Below are 17114 nucleotides of genomic sequence, written 5' to 3' on the forward strand. Positions count from 1 at the left end.
CGGTTTGTGAAAAACGGTTTGGTTATCACGTTTCGGTGACGGATCGGCCGAGGGCCGCCTGGGAATCGTTCTGCCGGCCCACAGCCGACCGGCTATTCTGACGAGGTGCAAGCGAGCGGGCGACCAACCATCAAAGACGTGGCGAAAGCCGCCGGCGTCTCGCCCACCACCGTCTCGCACGCCCTCAACGGCAAGGGCGTCGTGCGGCAGGAGACGGCCGACCGCATCGCCCTCGTCGCGGGCCAGATCGGATATCGGCCGAGTCCGATCGCCCGAGGGCTGCAGAACTCCCGCCTCGGGCTGCTCGCACTCGTGATCCGGCCACTGCGATCGCTCGACACCTTCCTCCCGGAAGGCGTCGACTACTTCCTCAGGATGGCCGGCGCGGCCTCACTCGCGGCGATGGAGCGCGGCTACAGCATGATGCTCGTCGACGACCCCACCCGCCCCGGTGCGCCGCTGAGCGCCACCGCAGCAGACGCGTACATCGTGTCGGAGCCCTTCGCGAACGACCCGGTGCTCACGATGCTCTCCGAACGCCACATCCCGTTCGTCTCCGTCGGCTCCGACCCCGCGCGGCGCGGCCAGTTCATCGAGCTCGCGACGCGCGACTGGGAGGAGACGGAGCTCGCACTCGACCACCTCGCCGAGGCGGGCGCCGAACGCGTCGCACTGCTCACCGGCACCGATCAGAACGCCTGGAACCGGGAGTCGGAAGAGGCCTACCTCGCCTGGTGCGAGCGTCGGGGCCAGACACCCGACATCGCAGCGTTCCCCGAAGCGGAGGGCGAGCGCATCGGAGAAGCCGCGATCGAACGGTTCTTCGGCGCGGCGACCGGAACCCGCCCAGACGGACTCTTCTGCCTGACCGGCCGCCACGCCGCCGGACTGAATGCCGCTGCACACCGCCACGGGATCCGCGTGCCGGAGGACCTGCTGCTCGCCGCGGGCTCCGGAGCGCTGCAGAACCGCATCTCACAGCCCAGCGTCACCACCCTCGACCTCCACCCGGAGGGGATCGCGGCGCGAGCCGTCGAAGTCGCCGTGCACCTCGCCGAGGGCACGCCGCTCACGGTGCCGCTCGAAGTACCTCGAGCCACGCTCGACGTGCGCGAGTCGACGATGCGGGGCTGAGGCCGCCGCTCATCCCGGTGCCGCCCATCGCGTTGCCGCTCATCGCGTTGCCGCCGTGTGAGATTCGGCTTCGGTGAGTCGTACAGCCGGGCTCAGCTCTCACCGAAGCCGAATCTCCCACCGAAGCCGGACCCGCTCATCCCGAGCACACGAAAACGGGGACCGGCGCCGAAGCACCGATCCCCATTTCACCGCGCGCCTTCGCGCCGAACGCACTAGGCCAGACGGGCAGCCAGGTTCTCGTCGATCGAAGCGAGGAACTCCTCGGTCGTCTGGTAGCCCTGATCCGGGCCGACGAGCAGCGCCAGGTCCTTCGTCATCTTGCCCGACTCGACGGTCTTGATGACGACGTCTTCGAGGGTCTCGGAGAAGGCGATCAGCTCCTGGTTCTGATCGAGCTTGCCGCGGTGCGCGAGGCCGCGCGTCCAGGCGAAGATCGAGGCGATGGGGTTGGTCGACGTCGGCTTCCCCTGCTGGTGCTGACGGAAGTGGCGAGTGACGGTGCCGTGGGCGGCCTCCGCCTCCACCGTCTGCCCGTCGGGGGTCATCAGCACGGAGGTCATGAGTCCGAGCGAGCCGAAGCCCTGCGCCACGGTGTCCGACTGCACGTCGCCGTCATAGTTCTTGCAGGCCCAGACGTAGCCGCCCTCCCACTTCATGGCCGAGGCGACCATGTCATCGATGAGTCGGTGCTCGTAGGTGAGGCCGCGCTCTTCGAACTGCTCCTTGAACTCGGCGTCGAAGACCTCCTGGAAGATGTCCTTGAACTGGCCGTCGTACGCCTTGAGGATGGTGTTCTTCGTGGAGAGGTACACCGGGTAGTCGCGTGAGAGACCGTACTTGAACGATGCGCGAGCGAAGTCGCGGATCGAGTCGTTGAAGTTGTACTGGCCCTGGATCACGCCGCCGTTCTCGGGCAGCGTGACGACCTCGAACTGCTGCGGCTCGGAGCCGTCGGCGGGCTCGTAGGTCAGTGTGACCTTGCCCGGGCCGGCCTTGAAGTCGGTCGCCTTGTACTGGTCGCCGTGCGCGTGGCGGCCGATGATGATCGGCTTGTTCCAGCCGGGCACCAAGCGGGGAATGTTCGAGATGATGATGGGTTCGCGGAAGACGACGCCGCCGAGGATGTTGCGGATCGTGCCGTTCGGGCTGCGCCACATCTTCTTCAGGCCGAACTCTTCGACGCGGGCCTCATCGGGCGTGATCGTCGCGCACTTGACGCCGACGCCGTGCTTCTTGATGGCGTTGGCCGCGTCGATCGTCACCTGGTCGTCGGTGGCGTCGCGGTGCTCCATGCCCAGGTCGTAGTACTCGAGCGTGACGTCGAGGTACGGGTGGATGAGGCGGTCCTTGATGAACTGCCAGATGATGCGGGTCATCTCGTCGCCGTCGAGTTCGACGACCGTGCCTTCAACCTTGATCTTCGCCAACGCTTCTCCCGTTTTTCGTCGTATATGAGCCGGGATTCATTCTACCCGAGTCCGTTTGAGTATCTCGACATCGAGATATATTCGCTCCGCTGCCGCCCCGTTGCGGCCCTCCTGCCGCCGCACATCGCGTGCGCCTCGCCCGTAGCGCATGGCCCCATCGCTCCCCTAATGTGGGTCTCACCCGAACCGGGTACCGACGGCGATGCAGCCGTCTTCCACTGCAACGGATCGTCCGGCACGTGCCTGCCGGCAGAGGAGTTCATCATGGCAACAGTTACGTTCGACAACGTCACCCGGGTCTACCCGGGTGCTTCGCGCCCATCGGTCGATGCGCTCGACCTCGACATCGGGGACGGTGAGTTCCTCGTGCTGGTCGGCCCATCGGGTTGCGGCAAATCCACCACGCTGCGCATGCTGGCCGGGCTGGAGGAGATCGACGGCGGTCACATCCTCATCGGCGAGCGCGACGTCACCGACGTTCCCCCGAAGGATCGCGATATCGCGATGGTCTTCCAGAACTACGCGCTGTACCCCCACATGACGGTCGCCGACAACATGGGCTTCGCCCTCAAGATCGCCGGCGTCTCGAAGACGGAGCGCGAGGAGCGCGTGCGCGAGGCCGCCCGGATGCTCGACCTCGAGGAGTTCCTCGACCGCAAGCCGAAGGCGCTCTCGGGCGGCCAGCGGCAGCGCGTCGCGATGGGCCGCGCCATCGTGCGCCAGCCTCAGGTCTTCCTGATGGATGAACCGCTCTCGAACCTCGACGCGAAGCTGCGCGTGCAGACCCGCACGCAGATCGCGTCCCTGCAGCGCCGGCTCGGCGTGACCACGGTCTACGTGACGCACGATCAGACCGAGGCGCTCACCATGGGCGATCGCATCGCTGTGCTCAAAGAGGGGGTGCTGCAGCAGATCGGCACTCCGCGCGACCTGTACGAGACCCCGAACAACGTGTTCGTGGCCGGCTTCATCGGGTCGCCCGCGATGAATCTGCTGCCTGCGACGATCACGGGCGACGCGGCGCGATCCGGCTCGCTCGATATTCCCCTGGAGCCCTCCATCCGCAGCGCCGCGGCGAGCGGGGCGCTCACCATCGGCATGCGGCCGGAAGATCTGACGGTCGTGCCGGAGGGAGACGCCGGGATACGGGTGGAGGTCGATCTCGTCGAGGAGCTCGGCGCCGACGGCTATCTGTACGGGCACGCCGACGTCGACGGAGTGCGCACCGAGGTCGTGTCGCGGGTCGACGGGCGCGTGCACCCGGAGGCCGGCGAGACCGTCACCCTCGCCCCCAACCCCTCGCGCGTGCACGTATTCGACGGGGAGTCGGGCGCTCGCCTCTCCTGACGCTCGCGCCCGCTTCCGGATCGGGGTCGATCTCCGGGCACTCGCCGACCCGGCGACGCCCCGAAACCGACCCCGATCCGCGTCGGGCCCGCCGCCGGCGCCGCGGAGCGGCCGCCGAAGATCCTGCACCTCCTCCTTGCGCGAGCGGCGCGAGGCGCTAGCCTTGATTCATGAGCGACCTGAGACTCGAAGAGCTTTCCGCAGCGACCATCGTCGCGGTGAATACGCTGGGCTTGAAGCGGGGCCAGGAGCAGTTCATCACGCCCGTCTCCTACGCTGCTGCGGCGGCGGTCACGCCCGCGCACACGGCGTGGCAGCGCGTCGTCCTGCGCGATGACGAGGTCGTCGGGTTCATCCACGGCAACTTCGATCCCGACGCCTCGCAGGAGGAGTTCAAGGCAGCGCTCTGGCGCATCAACGTCGACGCCGAGGAGCAGGGAACGGGCGTCGGCACCTTCGCCGTCAAGGCGCTCATCGAAGAGGCTCGGCGCCGCGGGTTCGAGCGCGTCACGGTGCTCTGGGAGCGCGGCGAGGAAGGGCCGGAGGGGTTCTTCCTGCACATCGGCTTCGCCCCGATCGGCGAGACGCCGTACGGCGAGGTCATCGGCGCAATCGATCTCTAAGGAGTGACCGGCTCGCTGAGCCGCGACTCGAGAGGGGCGATCGTTTCGGTCGCCTCTTCTGTACTGTTCGCGGGAATCTACTTCGTCACGCCGCTGCTCGCCCCGGCCCCGGCTGAGGCGATCTGGGCGCTGCGCACGCTCTGCGCGATTCCCATCATCGCCCTCGCGCTCCTCGCCGCACGGCAGTGGGATCTCGTCGCCGAGCTCGGCCGCAGACTCCGGCGCACGCCGCTGCTCGTGCTCGGAGTGATCGCATGCGGCGCGCTGATCGCCGTTCAGCTCTGGGTGTTCACCTGGGCGCCGCTGCACGGGCGCGGCCTGCAGGTCGCCCTCGGGTACTTCCTCCTCCCCCTGATGCTCGTGCTCGTCGGCAAGTTCTTGTACCGCGATCGCCTGCTGTGGTGGCAGTGGGCTGCCGCGGGCATCGCCGCGATCGGCGTCGGCTTCGAACTCGTGCGCGCCGGTGGCGTCTCCTGGGAGACGCTGCTCGTCGCCGTGGGCTACCCCGTGTACTTCGTGCTCAGGAGGGCACTCGGTTTCGCGCACCTGGGCGGCATGTTCTGGGAGTTCCTCGCGATGACACCGATTGCCGCGATCCTGCTGGCGCGCGAGCTCGTCACGGGCACGTCCCTCGCCGTCAACCCGAATCTCCTCTGGTTGGGACCCGTCTTCGGCATCGGCACCGGCATCGCGCTCGTCTGCTACATCCTCGCCTCTCGACTGCTGACGATCAGCGTGTTCGGGCTGCTCAGCTACCTCGAGCCGGCACTCCTCGTCGTCGCATCGATGCTCAACGGGGAACGCATCGCGCCTGAGGAGTATCCGCTCTACCTCGCCATCTGGGCGGCCGTGCTCGTGCTGATCGGCGGGGGTGTCGTCGGGTTGCTGCGCCGTCGGCGAACGGACGGCTGAACCCGGGTACAGTTCTCGCATGAGCGAAGTCATGGATGCTGCCTGCGCTGAGCACACGCACGGCTACATCGAGCACAAAGACGAACTGTTGAAGCGGCTGCGCCGCGCCGAGGGCCAGGTGCGCGGCGTCCAGCGCATGGTGCAGGAGGACGAGTACTGCATCGACATCCTCACGCAGGTCTCGGCGGCGACGAAGGCCCTGGAGCGCGTGGCGCTCGAGCTCCTGGACGATCACCTGCGTCACTGCGTCGCGTCTGCCGCTGCGGAGGGCGGGGCAGTGGCCGCCGAGAAGCTGCATGAGGCTTCGGCTGCGATCGCCCGGCTGGTGCGCTGACCATCGCGGCCGAGTCGCCGCCCCTTGCATCCCTCGCCTCCGGCCACCACGATGGAGGCATGAGCGAACTCGGAATCGATCCCGCAGCCATCCCTTCTGAAGCGCTGGAGAGCGGCGTGCCTGAGACCACGTTCTCGCTCTTCGCAGCATTCCGCGTGAGTTCGTCGCACCCGGTCGTGCTCGACGGTCGTGACGTGCCCGGCATCGTCCGCGAGCTCGAAGACGTGTCGCGGGAGATCGATGATGAGGGCGTCGTCGTCCGCGGCTGGTACGACGTCAGCGGAGTGCGCTCAGACGCCGACGTGCTCGTCTGGCTGCAGGGGGCCGCACCCGAGGATCTGCAGTGGTCCCTGCGTCAGTTGCGGCGCACGGCGATCGTGCAGCCCCTCATTCGCACCTGGAGCTCTCTCGGCGTCGTCGTCGATGCTGCCGCAGCCGATGAGTCGCCGAAGCAGTGGCTCTCCGTGAGCGGGGCGAGCGACCGGCCGGGCCTGGCCGGCGCCTCGGCGGCCGTCTCGGTTCAGTCGGCTGCCACCTGCGGCATCGGCGACACCGACTGGATCGTGACCCGTGAGGCCGACGAGCTCGTCTGGATCGTCGACCATCTGCGCGACGCGGGCGACCGCTCGGGCGTCACCGGCGGCACGATCGCGGGCCGCCTCATCGATCCGGCGGAAATGGTCGAGGTGCTGCAGTAGCCCATCGGCCCACCGCCGCTGGTCTCCCGCTTACAGGCCCGAGTAGGCGTGCAGCCCCTTGAAGAAGACATTGACGATCGTGAAGTTGAAGATGACCGCCGTGTAGGCGATGACCGACAGCCATGCTGATCGCGTTCCTCGCCAGCCGCGCGTCGCGCGGGCGTGGATGTACCCCGCGTAGAGTACCCAGATGACGAAGGTCCAGACTTCCTTCGTGTCCCAGCCCCAGTAACGGCTCCACGCGGCTTCCGCCCAGATCGAGCCGGCGATGAGCGTGAACGTCCAGAAGACGAACCCGATGATCGCCAGGCGGTAGGCCAGATCTTCCAGACGCACGGCTGCGGGGAAGGTGGAGAGGAACCGCATGGTCGGCGTGGCGCCCTGCACATCGCGCGCTTCGCGTCGGGCTTGGAGCAGCTGCAGCACCGACAGTCCGAACGAGAGGGTGAGGAACCCGACTGCGAGCACGGCGACGAGAATGTGGATCACGAGCCAGTACGAGTCGAGCGCCGGCTGCAGTGGGACGATCGCGACGTAGAAGTTCACCTTCGTGACGCCGAGGAACAGGATCGTCATGCCCGTGATCAGCGCGCCGAGGAAGCGCAGGTCGACGAAGAACTGCACGACCAGGAAGATCAGTACGATCGCGCAGGTCGCGGTCAGCGCGAACTCGTACATGTTCGCCCACGGAACGCGCTCCGCCCCGATGCCGCGCAGCACGGTCGCTCCGAGGTGCAGCAGGAACCCGAGGACGGTGAGCGAGAACCCGATGCGCAGCGAGCGTGATCGCCGAGGCTTGGTCACGGTACCGATGGCGCGGCTCGGCGGCGCCGTCCGCACCATCGTCGCGACGCCGCCGCCGGCCGTCGCCGCCTCAGCGTCGGCGGCCGGCGTACGGACCGCTGCGGCGTCACCGCTGCGGTTCGCGAGATCCACCGCGTAGAACACGAAGGCGATGGCGTAGACGATCATCGCCGAGTACAGGGCGATGGTCGAGTAGTTTTCCAGTTCCGTCAGCAGCACAGTCCCCTAGAGTAGCCGCTCCCGCTGTGAACGGGGCCCGTCGAGCCCGTCGTTCGCTCAGCCTGCGAGCACGACCTGCTCGAGACGCTGGTAGCCCGTCTCCATGCCCTCGGCCATGCCGGTGGCGAGCACCGCCTCGCGCACCGTCGCGTCCGGGTACGTGATGACGTAGGCGAGCAGTGTGCCGCCGTCGACGGGAACGAGCGTCATCTCATTCAGGGTCTCGGGGCTGCCAGAGCCCTCGGGATCCTGCGGCGAGATCATCCGCTCCGTCGTCACGAGCCGGTGCGGTGCGGCTGATTCGACGACGACCCCGGCGAAGCCGAAACGTTCACCGCTCTCGTCGTTCTGCCATTCGGTGCGCAGGCGCTGGCCGACTTCGGCGCCGTACTCGCAGACGGGCATGCTCCAGCCGTCGGGCCCCAGTTGCCAGCGCTGCAAGAGGGAGGGGTCGACGTGCGCCTGCCACACCTGCTCGACCGACCCGCGGATGATGCGGGAGACCCGCGCCTGCGTCTCGCCCAGCAGCTGCACTTCGGTCTCGCGCCCGGCGGCGAACGATCGGAGGTCCTCGACGACCGCGTCGATCTGCCCCATCGCAGCGCGCATGCCCTCTTCCATTCCCATCGCCTTGAGCTGTTCGAGCGCTTCGAGCGAACCGAATCGGGAGACGGTGGTGAGTCTGGAGCCGAGAGCCGACTCGGTGAAGGCGAACTCCATGCGCACGGTGGGGAACTCGGTGTTGGGCGTGCCGTCGTCGTTCGCGAAGCCGTCTCGCACCGCGAACGAGTGCGGTGCGTCGACGGACTCCCATTCCCAGTATCCGCAGCTCCGGTCTCCGCCCGGGCCCGTCATGATGTAGTTGCTCACGCCGCCCGCGACCGCGTCGTGCCGGGTGAACGTCGAGGGGTACTCGGGCGGCCCCCAGAAGCGTTCGATCTGCCTGGGATCGACGTAGGCGTCCCAGAGGCGGCGCACCGGGACGGTGAAATCGGCGACCACGGTGAGGGTGTACGCCTCGGTATCGGTCGTGACGGAGGTGATGGGCATGATGTCGACCTTTCTTCGCGTGCCGGGATCGCTGCGTCGGTGCAGCGCCGACGTGGGTTACTCGGGGCGTTCGGAGAGGAACGCGTCGAGCCGATCGATGCGCGAGCGCCAGATCTGCTCGAAGTGGCCCAGGAGTTCCTGGACCCGACGGATGGTCTCGGGGTTGCCGCAGATGATGCGCTCCCTTCCCTTGGGGGTTCGTGCGACGAGATCCGCTGCTTCGAGCACGCTGACGTGCTTCTGCACCGCCGCGAACGACATGTCGTAGTCGGCCGCCAGCTCGGAGATCGAGGCTTCTTCGGTCAGGGTGCGTCGCACGATGTCGCGCCGTGTCGCGTCGGCGAGGGCGCGGAAGACGCGGTTCACCTGCTCGTCCGTCAGCCCGAGCGCGGGCTCGGCGCTGGCGTCAGCGGACTGGGGCGAGATTTGTGCAACCATTTGGTTGTACTTTAAGGCAGGATCAGCGCGCCGTCAACCGGCGAATGCCGATCGTACGCCGAGCGCTCTACGAGGCCCGCTTGCGGCGCGCGTTGCGCACCAGTCGGGCGATCACGAACCACAGGAAGAGCGCGACGATGATCACGATGATGGCGTCGGAGAGCACGCCGCTCCACTGCTCGAGTATCGGCTTGATCGCCGGCCCGAACGCGTACCCCAGTCCGATCCAGATCCCGTTCCAGACACCGGATCCGAGCAGCGTGTACATGCTGAACTTCGCGATCGACATGCGCTCGATGCCCGCGGGAATAGAGATGAAGGATCTGACGAGAGGGACGCAGCGGCCGAGGAGCACCGCCGTGCCTCCCCACCGCGAGAAGAACACTTCCGCACGATCGAAGTCGTCGTGGTCCATGAGCGGGATCCTGCCGACGACCCGACGGGTCCGGTCCCGGCCGAAGGCGGCGCCGATCGCGTACCAGACCCAGGCGCCCACCAGAGCCCCGAGTGTGGCCATCGCCCACGCGAACCAGAAATTCAGCCGCCCCTCGTACGCGAGAAAGCCGGCGCCGGGAAGCAGCGCCTCCGAGGGAATCGGAGGGATGAACGTCTCGAGGAAGACGGCAAGCCCGACCCCCCACTCGCCGATGCGCTCCATCAGCGTCAGGATCCAGCCGATGAGGCCCTCGTACTCGCTGCCCGGGTGCGTATTCATCTGTCTGCGCGTCCTCTTCAGGCGATCTCGTCGCCGTCGCGCGAGACGGGCGCCGCGACCGGAGCCCCGCGCTTCGCACGCCAATGCGAGAGGGCGCGGAAGAGTTCGATGAGGATCGGGATGCCCGGGATCAGCACGAGGACGATGATGAACACCTCGCTGTATTCGCGCACGAAGGGGATCTGCCCGAGGAAGAACCCGAGAAGGGTCACCCCGACGCCCCAGAGCAGGGCGCCGATCGCGTTGTAGAGGACGAAGTGGCGGTACTCCATCTTGCCGACGCCGGCAGCAGCCGGCACGAATGCTCGGAAGATCGGGAGGAAGCGCGCGATGATGATCGCCTTCGGTCCGTGCTTCTCGAAGAACGCGTGCGTACGCGCGACGTTCTCGGGGTTGAAGAGGCGGCTCTTCTCCCGGTTGAAGACCGCAGGTCCCAGCTTCCGCCCGATCATGAAGCCCATCTGGTCGCCGGCGAAGGCGAAGAGGAAGAGGAGGGCGCACGTGATCCCGATCGGCACATCGATGATGCCCGTCGCGCTGAAGAGCCCGACCGTGAAGAGGAGCGAATCGCCGGGGAGGAACGCCAGCACGAGCACGCCCGTTTCCAGGAACACGAAGGCGCACGCGAGCACCAGCGCGATCCACCCACCGGCCTCAAGCAGGGTCTCCGGATCGAGCCAGTCGATGCCGAGCAGCGCAGGGACCGTCACGGTCATGGAGAGTGCGGTGGTCGTCGATGTCACGTGCGGAGCTCAACTTTCGTCGGGATGGGCGGCGGGCACGACGCACACCAGTATGCCGCGCCCGCCTGAACGACCAGTCCGGGGGAATGCGTCAGGCCCGTTCCGCCATCTCCACGACGTTCTGCAGCAGAAGCGCACGCGTCATCGGCCCGACGCCACCCGGATTCGGTGAGACCCACGCCGCGACCTCGGCGACCGAGGGATCGACGTCTCCGACGACACGGCTCTTCCCCGTCACCGGATCGGTCTTGCGCGACACTCCGACGTCGAGCACGATCGCGCCGGGCTTCACATGCTCCGCGCGCACGATGCCCTCGGAGCCGGCCGCAGCGACGATCACGTCGGCCTGCTGCAGGATGCTGCGGAGATCCTGCGTTCCCGTGTGCGTCAGTGTCACCGTCGCGTTGTACTCGCGACGCGTCAGCAGCGGACCGATCGGTCGCCCAACGGTCACACCCCGGCCCACCACCACCACGTGCTTGCCCGCCCATGAGATGCCGTTGCGCTCCACGAGTTCGATCACACCGCGCGGGGTGCACGGCAGCGGCGACTCGATCGGCCGGTTCGCGTTGAGCACGAGCCGCCCGAGGTTCGTCGGGTGCAGCCCGTCGGCGTCCTTGTCGGGATCGATGCGCTCGAGGATCCGATCGGTGTCGATGTGCTTCGGCAGCGGGAGCTGGACGATGTAGCCGGTGCACGCCGGGTCGGCGTTCAGCTCATCGAGCACGGCCTCGAGCTCCTCCTGCGTCACCGACTCCGGGAGGTCGCGCTTGATCGACGCGATGCCGACCTCGGCGCAGTCCCGGTGCTTGCCGGCGACGTACCACTGCGATCCGGGGTCGTCTCCGACGAGCACCGTCGCGAGCCCGGGCACGATTCCGCGCTCGCGCAACGCCGACACGCGGCCCGTGAGCTCCTGCTTGATCGCCGAGGCAGCTGCCTTCCCGTCCAGGAGTTCAGCGGCCATCGGTTACCACTCCTCGAGACCGGGGTACAGCGGGAACGCGTCAGCGAGCGCCGTGACGCGGGCCGAGAGCCCATCGACGTCACCCGACTGCTGCAGCGTCAGTGCGATGATGTCGGCGACCTCGGCGAACTCGGCGTCGCCGAATCCGCGGGTCGCGAGCGCGGGCGTGCCGATCCGCAGGCCCGACGTGACCATGGGCGGGCGAGGATCGAAGGGAACGGCGTTGCGGTTGACCGTGATGCCGACCGAGTGCAGCGCATCCTCCGCCTGCTGCCCGTCGAGCGACGAGTCGCGCAGGTCGGCGAGCACGAGGTGCACGTCAGTGCCGCCCGTCAGCACATCGACGCCGGCTCCGCGCGCGGCCTCGGTCGTCAGCGCCTCGGCCACGAGCTTCGCTCCCGAGAGGGTGCGCACCTGGCGGTCGGCGAACTCCTCCGTCGCGGCGAGCTTGAACGCGGTCGCCTTCGCGGCGATCACGTGCATGAGCGGCCCGCCCTGCTGCCCTGGGAAGACGTTCGAGTTCAGCTTCTTGTGCAGGTCGAGATCGTTGGTGAGGATGAAACCAGAACGGGGCCCGCCGATGGTCTTGTGCACGGTCGACGAGACGACGTGCGCGTGCGGCACCGGGTTCGGGTAGAGGCCCGCAGCGACGAGACCCGCGAAGTGCGCCATGTCGACCCAGAGGGTGGCTCCCACCTCGTCGGCGATCTCGCGGAACTTCGCGAAATCGAGCGTACGGGGGTAGGCGGACCACCCGGCGATGATCACCTTGGGCCGGTGCTCGAGCGCCTGCTGGCGCACGACATCCATGTCGATGAGGAACGTGTCGGGGTCGACTCCGTAGGAGGCGACCTTGTAGAGCTTGCCGGAGAAGTTCAGCTTCATGCCGTGCGTGAGGTGCCCGCCGTGCGACAGCTCGAGACCGAGGATCGTGTCGCCCGGCTCCGCGATCGCGGAGAGCACGGCGGCATTGGCGGACGCGCCGGAGTGGGGCTGCACATTGGCGTACGCCGCACCGAAGAGCGACTTGGCGCGCTCGCGCGCCAGATCCTCGGCGACGTCGACGAACTCGCAGCCGCCGTAGTAGCGGCGGCCCGGGTACCCCTCTGCGTACTTGTTCGTGAGCACGGAACCCTGCGATTCGAGCACGGCGCGGGGTACGAAGTTCTCACTGGCGATCATCTCCAGCGTGGAACGCTGGCGGTTGAGCTCGTTCTTGAGGACCTCGGCGATCTCAGGATCGACGACTTCGAGCGGCTCGTTGAAAAAGGCTGACTGGGTGGTCATGCAATGCTCCTCGGTGGTGATTCGCGCGCGAGCGCGGCAACATTTCCGGATCCGACCCAGGCGAGCGGCCGTCCCATGCAAGCAGTGTGTCGTTTCCCGATGGTGACCATCTGTACGCCAGTCGCGACGGGCTCAGCTTAGCAAGCCGCGACGGCGGCGGCGAGCGGTCGGGCCTCGCCCGCTCGCCGTATCGCGGTGCGCCGCCGGCTCGTCGGTCAGCAGCAGCGCGCGCCGGGGTTCCGATCCTGCTCGGCGTAGTGCTCGCGCCAGAAGGTGCGCACGTCGGGCACCGGCGCGTCAGGGTGCGCGACCCGAAGATGCGCAACGTAGCGCTCGTACTTGGCGTCGCCGAAGAGCTCGCGGCAGAACCAGCGCAGACGCGCCCCGCCTGCCCCGATCGCGCGCACGAGCTGACGCACTCAGTGCCCCCTCGCGCGCGCCGCATGCGGCTGGTCGTCGGCCCATCGGCGCTCGAGCCTGCGCTCGTTCGGAGTCGCCAGTATGCCGGCAGGAGCATAGGTGCGGGATGCGACCGGCGGATCGCTCGTATCGACGGCCTCCGGGCTTCGGTGCGAGCGGAGTACCGCCAGTACGGCGGCGATGATGACGATGATCGCGAGCGTGACGAACAGGATCGAGAGCGTCCCCTGGATCGCGGTGTTGCGCACGACGGCGCTCATCGCCTCGACTCCCTCTGCCGTGCCGTGCGACGTCTCCCCTGCGGCGAGCGCCTCGCGGAATGCGACGTGATTCGCCCAGTAGCCGATCGCCGGATTGGGCGAGAAGATCTTGAACGCCGAGGCCGTGATCGTGACGACGGCGGTGAGGGCGAGCGGCACGACGACCACCCAGAGGTACTTGAAGTTCTTCTGCGCCGCGACGATGGCCATGACGACGGCGAGGGCGATGGCCGCGAGCAGCTGGTTGGCGATCCCGAAGAGCGGGAAGAGCGTGTTGATGCCCCCCAGCGGGTCGGTGACTCCCATGATCAGGATCGATCCCCATGCCGCGACCATGATCGCGGTCGTGATCCACACCCCTGGACGCCACGAGTTGTCGCCGAACTTCGGCGCGACGTTGCCGATCGAGTCCTGCAGCATGAAGCGGGCGACTCGCGTGCCGGCGTCGACGGCGGTCAGGATGAAGAGGGCCTCGAACATGATCGCGAAGTGGTACCAGAAGCCCATCATGGCCGTGCCGCCGATGAGATCTTTCATGATGTTCGCCAGGCCGAGCGCGAGGGTCGGGGCGCCGCCGGTGCGCGAGACGATGCTCTCCTCGCCGACAGCGGCGGCCATGTCGGTGAGCTGCTGCGCTGAGACGTCGACTCCGGCGAGGCCGAGACCCATGACGAAGTCGACCGCGCCCTGCACGGTGCCGCCCGTTGCTGCTGCGGATCCGTTCATGGCGTAGTAGATGCCCTGATCGAGCGTCACTGCGGCGACCAGCGCCATCAGCGCTACGAATGATTCCATGAGCATGCCGCCGTACCCGATGACGCGGGTCTGCCGTTCCTTCTGCACGAGTTTGGGGGTCGTGCCGCTCGCGATGAGCGCGTGGAATCCGGAGAGGGCGCCGCACGCGATCGTGACGAAGAGGAACGGGAAGATGCTGCCGGTCACGACCGGAGCGGTGTCCGTGAAGGCGAACTGGCTGAGCGCCGGGGCCTCGACGTTCGGCATGACGAGGATCACCGCCGCGGCGAGCAGCAGGATCACGCCGATCTTCATGAAGGTCGAGAGATAGTCGCGCGGCGCGAGCAGCAACCAGACCGGCAGCACGGCCGCGATGAAGCCGTAGATGATGATGCACCAGGCGAGCGTCGTCTTGTCCAGGGTGAACAGGGCCGCGCCCCACTCGGTCTCGGCCACCCATCCGCCGGAGATGATGGCGGCCATCAGCAGCACGAATCCGATGATCGACACTTCCGTGATGCGCCCCGGGCGCAGGTAGCGCAGATACACCCCCATGAAGAGCGCGATGGGGATGGTGAGCCCGACGGAGAAGACGCCCCACGGGCTCTCGGCCAGCGCGTTGACGACGACGAGCGCGAGAATCGCGACGATGATCACCATGATGACGAGGGTCGCGAGAATCGCCGCCGTCCCGCCGATCCGGCCGAGCTGGTCGCGGGCCATCTGCCCCAGGGAGCGGCCTCCGCGGCGCATGGAGAAGTACAGCACCAGGTAGTCCTGCACGGCGCCTGCGACGATCACGCCGACGACGATCCAGATCGTTCCGGGGAGAAAGCCCCACTGCGCCGCGAGGATGGGACCGACGAGCGGCCCGGCGCCGGCGATCGCGGCGAAGTGGTGGCCGTAGAGCACGCGCCGGTCGGTGACGACGTAGTCGCTGCCGTTCGCCCGGTACTCCGCGGGTGTCGCACGGCGGTCGTCCGGTCTCGCGATCTTCCACTCGATGAACTTCGAGTAGAAGCGGTATCCGATGAGATAGGTGCAGACGCCCGCGAACACGAACCAGATGGCGTTCACCGTCTCGCCTCGCGCCAGGGCGAGCATGGTCCAGCCGACCGCTCCCAGGACGCCGACCGCGATCCAGATCGCGATCTTCAGACCGCGGTGCCTGCCCGCGTCCTCCGCGCGCTCGTCATCGCTGAGCGCGACCGGCGGAAGGCCGGGGTCCTGCTCGAAGATCGGGTCAGACGATTCGCCGGTACGTAGCTGCGACATCGATTCACTCCTTTGCGCTGATGCTCGCCGCCCGGTTGATGCTCTGCGCGCAACTCCGGGCGCCGCCCCTGGCGTCACTGTAGCAAAATTGGGCCGATACGGCGCACGCACTACCCTGGAGACCGTGACTACGCTCTCCGCACCTCCCACCGCTTCCGACACCCAGTGGGTCCTGACCCTCTCCTGCATCGACGGACCCGGGATCGTGCACTCGATCAGCGGCGCCATCGTGGCAGCCGGCGGCAACATCGTGGAGAGCCAGCAATTCGCCTCGGCGGATACCGGCCGCTTCTTCATGCGGCTGCAGGTGGAGGCCGTCGCCCAGCCGGAGACGTTCGATGAGCGGTTCGCCGCTGCGCTCGCCCCGGTCACGGAGCGCTACCACATGACCTGGCGCCTGGATCGTGCGGACCGACCGGTGCGCACGCTGATCCTCGCCTCGACGGCGACGCACTGCGTGAACGACCTGCTCTACCGTCGCCGCGCCGGCCAGCTCGCCATCGACGTCCCCCTCGTGCTCTCGAATCACGAGACGGTGCGCGACATCGCGGAGTTCTACGACGTGCCGTTCGAGCACCGCGCCATCGCCGGCGGCGACGACAAGGCGGCGTTCGAAGCGCGCGTCTTGGAGGCGGTCGACGAGCTCGACATCGAGCTCGTCGTGCTCGCGCGGTACATGCAGATCCTCTCGCCCGAGCTCTGCGCCGCGCTCGAGGGACGCGCGATCAACATCCACCATTCCTTCCTGCCGGGGTTCAAGGGCGCGAACCCCTACAAGCAGGCGCACCAGCGGGGCGTGAAGCTCATCGGGGCGACAGCGCACTTCGTCACGACCGATCTCGATGAGGGGCCGATCATCGAGCAGGACACGATCCGCGTGGATCACGGCTACACGGTGCGGTCGCTGACGCAGTTGGGCCAGGACGTGGAGGCGCGCGTACTGCGCCACGCCGTGCGCTCCTACGCCGAGAACCGCGTGCTCGTCGACGGCGATCGCACGATCATCTTCTAGGAGTGTCGCCGATCGTCGTTCTTCTGCGCTGCGAGAGCGGCGTACTCGGCGCGGAGGCCCGCGAGCATCGCACGCAGGCCGATGCCGAACGCGTCGTCGGCCGGGCTGGTCCCGGAGGCCTCGAGCGCCTCGCTTCGCGCGCGGTAGACCCCTGAGAAGGCCGGCACATCGCCCCGCCGCCCCGGATCGAGCATGGCCGGGTCCGCCGCGAGATCGAGCGCCGCCCCGAGGATGAAGCACTCGAAGGCCACGATCACCGAGAGCGCCCGCTCCTGCGGCCATCCAGCGCGCACCAGGCCGGCCGCGACCGCGTCGTACATGAACGACGTGCTCGAATCGGGGTCGAGTGGTTGCACGGCGAGCAGCGCGATCGTCGGCGGGTGCGACGCGAAGGCGAGCCGGTACCCGAGCGCCCACTGCTCGAGCGCCGCATCCCACGGCAGCTCGGCGAACGGGGCGGTGGGGATCCGTTCGCTCACCAGGTCGCGCACGCCCGCGATGAGTTCGGCTTGACCAGCGACGTGGTTGTAGAGCGATGAGGGCCGCACACCGAGCTCAGCCGCGATCGCCCGCATTCCCGCGCCCTCGACTCCGTGCCGGTCGATGAGGCGGAGTGCCGTCTCGTGGATCAGCCGAGGCGACAGCACGTTCTGCTTGGGCCGGCCGGCTCGCCGCCGCTTCGCAGACTCCTCGCTGGCCATGCCACTCCTT

At 67.8% G+C, this 17114-nt stretch carries 18 protein-coding genes and 1 riboswitch; of the genes, 7 read left to right on the forward strand and 11 right to left on the reverse strand.

All coding sequences use genetic code 11. From position 1 onward, the window contains the following. Positions 1 to 138 precede the first annotated feature (138 nt). On the forward strand, positions 139 to 1134 hold the full coding sequence (locus JSQ98_RS15390; protein ID WP_346058360.1) for a LacI family DNA-binding transcriptional regulator: 996 nt from the start codon (positions 139 to 141) through the stop codon (positions 1132 to 1134). A 215-nt stretch (positions 1135 to 1349) separates the two neighbouring features. Here JSQ98_RS15390 and JSQ98_RS08140 read toward each other — a convergent pair whose 3' ends face one another. Next, complete coding sequence (locus JSQ98_RS08140) at positions 1350 to 2564, reverse strand: NADP-dependent isocitrate dehydrogenase (RefSeq protein ID WP_090152143.1); 1215 nt, start codon at positions 2562 to 2564, stop codon at positions 1350 to 1352. Between the two features lie 264 nt (positions 2565 to 2828). On the opposite strand from JSQ98_RS08140, the gene JSQ98_RS08145 reads away from it, so the two are divergent. From JSQ98_RS08145 to JSQ98_RS08165, 5 genes are all read left to right on the forward strand, one after another. Further along, the gene (locus JSQ98_RS08145) at positions 2829 to 3911 is read left to right on the forward strand and encodes an ABC transporter ATP-binding protein (protein ID WP_090152476.1); all 1083 of its coding nucleotides are present in this window, start codon (positions 2829 to 2831) and stop codon (positions 3909 to 3911) included. A 170-nt stretch (positions 3912 to 4081) separates the two neighbouring features. After that, a complete protein-coding gene (locus tag JSQ98_RS08150) occupies positions 4082 to 4534 on the forward strand; it encodes a GNAT family N-acetyltransferase (RefSeq protein ID WP_200332283.1) in 453 nt (150 codons plus the stop codon). A gap of 3 nt (positions 4535 to 4537) precedes the next feature. Then, the gene (gene rarD, locus JSQ98_RS08155; RefSeq protein WP_211649164.1) at positions 4538 to 5446 is read left to right on the forward strand and encodes an EamA family transporter RarD; all 909 of its coding nucleotides are present in this window, start codon (positions 4538 to 4540) and stop codon (positions 5444 to 5446) included. Positions 5447 to 5465: 19 nt separating this feature from the next. Further along, positions 5466 to 5780, forward strand: coding sequence for a metal-sensitive transcriptional regulator (locus JSQ98_RS08160; protein WP_090152154.1), 315 nt, complete (start codon positions 5466 to 5468; stop codon positions 5778 to 5780). A 59-nt stretch (positions 5781 to 5839) separates the two neighbouring features. After that, positions 5840 to 6478, forward strand: a complete 639-nt coding sequence (locus tag JSQ98_RS08165) for a chlorite dismutase family protein (protein ID WP_211649165.1) — start codon at positions 5840 to 5842, stop codon at positions 6476 to 6478. A 30-nt stretch (positions 6479 to 6508) separates the two neighbouring features. On the opposite strand, the gene ccsB is transcribed toward JSQ98_RS08165, so the two are convergent. The 9 genes from ccsB to JSQ98_RS08210 all read right to left on the reverse strand — a co-directional run bounded on the left by ccsB (position 6509) and on the right by JSQ98_RS08210 (position 15391). Further along, entirely contained in the window at positions 6509 to 7450 is a 942-nt protein-coding gene (ccsB, locus tag JSQ98_RS08170) for a c-type cytochrome biogenesis protein CcsB (protein WP_211650469.1), read from the reverse strand. Between the two features lie 108 nt (positions 7451 to 7558). Continuing rightward, positions 7559 to 8551 carry an SRPBCC family protein gene (locus JSQ98_RS08175; protein WP_211649166.1) on the reverse strand — a complete coding sequence of 331 codons (993 nt, stop codon included), beginning with the start codon at positions 8549 to 8551 and terminating at the stop codon, positions 7559 to 7561. 57 nt (positions 8552 to 8608) lie between these two features. Then, positions 8609 to 8989: an ArsR/SmtB family transcription factor gene (locus JSQ98_RS08180; RefSeq protein ID WP_211649167.1), complete on the reverse strand. Its 381-nt coding sequence runs from the start codon at positions 8987 to 8989 to the stop codon at positions 8609 to 8611. Between the two features lie 67 nt (positions 8990 to 9056). Continuing rightward, complete coding sequence (locus JSQ98_RS08185; protein ID WP_211649168.1) at positions 9057 to 9704, reverse strand: DedA family protein; 648 nt, start codon at positions 9702 to 9704, stop codon at positions 9057 to 9059. Positions 9705 to 9721: 17 nt separating this feature from the next. Next, entirely contained in the window at positions 9722 to 10447 is a 726-nt protein-coding gene (locus JSQ98_RS08190; protein ID WP_211649169.1) for a VTT domain-containing protein, read from the reverse strand. A 91-nt stretch (positions 10448 to 10538) separates the two neighbouring features. Further along, the gene (locus JSQ98_RS08195) at positions 10539 to 11414 is read right to left on the reverse strand and encodes a bifunctional methylenetetrahydrofolate dehydrogenase/methenyltetrahydrofolate cyclohydrolase (RefSeq protein WP_211649170.1); all 876 of its coding nucleotides are present in this window, start codon (positions 11412 to 11414) and stop codon (positions 10539 to 10541) included. Positions 11415 to 11417: 3 nt separating this feature from the next. Further along, positions 11418 to 12701, reverse strand: a complete 1284-nt coding sequence (gene glyA, locus JSQ98_RS08200; protein ID WP_211649172.1) for a serine hydroxymethyltransferase — start codon at positions 12699 to 12701, stop codon at positions 11418 to 11420. A gap of 47 nt (positions 12702 to 12748) precedes the next feature. After that, positions 12749 to 12836, reverse strand: a riboswitch (ZMP/ZTP riboswitch). An 80-nt stretch (positions 12837 to 12916) separates the two neighbouring features. After that, positions 12917 to 13120 carry a YbdD/YjiX family protein gene (locus JSQ98_RS08205; protein ID WP_346728750.1) on the reverse strand — a complete coding sequence of 68 codons (204 nt, stop codon included), beginning with the start codon at positions 13118 to 13120 and terminating at the stop codon, positions 12917 to 12919. Next, complete coding sequence (locus tag JSQ98_RS08210; protein ID WP_211649173.1) at positions 13121 to 15391, reverse strand: carbon starvation CstA family protein; 2271 nt, start codon at positions 15389 to 15391, stop codon at positions 13121 to 13123. A 124-nt stretch (positions 15392 to 15515) separates the two neighbouring features. Between JSQ98_RS08210 and purU the strand changes: the two genes are divergently transcribed. Further along, complete coding sequence (gene purU / locus JSQ98_RS08215) at positions 15516 to 16403, forward strand: formyltetrahydrofolate deformylase (protein ID WP_211649174.1); 888 nt, start codon at positions 15516 to 15518, stop codon at positions 16401 to 16403. Here purU and JSQ98_RS08220 read toward each other — a convergent pair. Next, positions 16400 to 17104, reverse strand: coding sequence for a TetR/AcrR family transcriptional regulator (locus JSQ98_RS08220; RefSeq protein WP_211649175.1), 705 nt, complete (start codon positions 17102 to 17104; stop codon positions 16400 to 16402). The genes purU and JSQ98_RS08220 overlap by 4 nt on opposite strands. Positions 17105 to 17114 lie beyond the last annotated feature (10 nt).

Source organism: Leucobacter manosquensis (assembly GCF_018304845.1).
Taxonomy (GTDB): Bacteria; Actinomycetota; Actinomycetes; order Actinomycetales; family Microbacteriaceae; genus Leucobacter; species Leucobacter alluvii.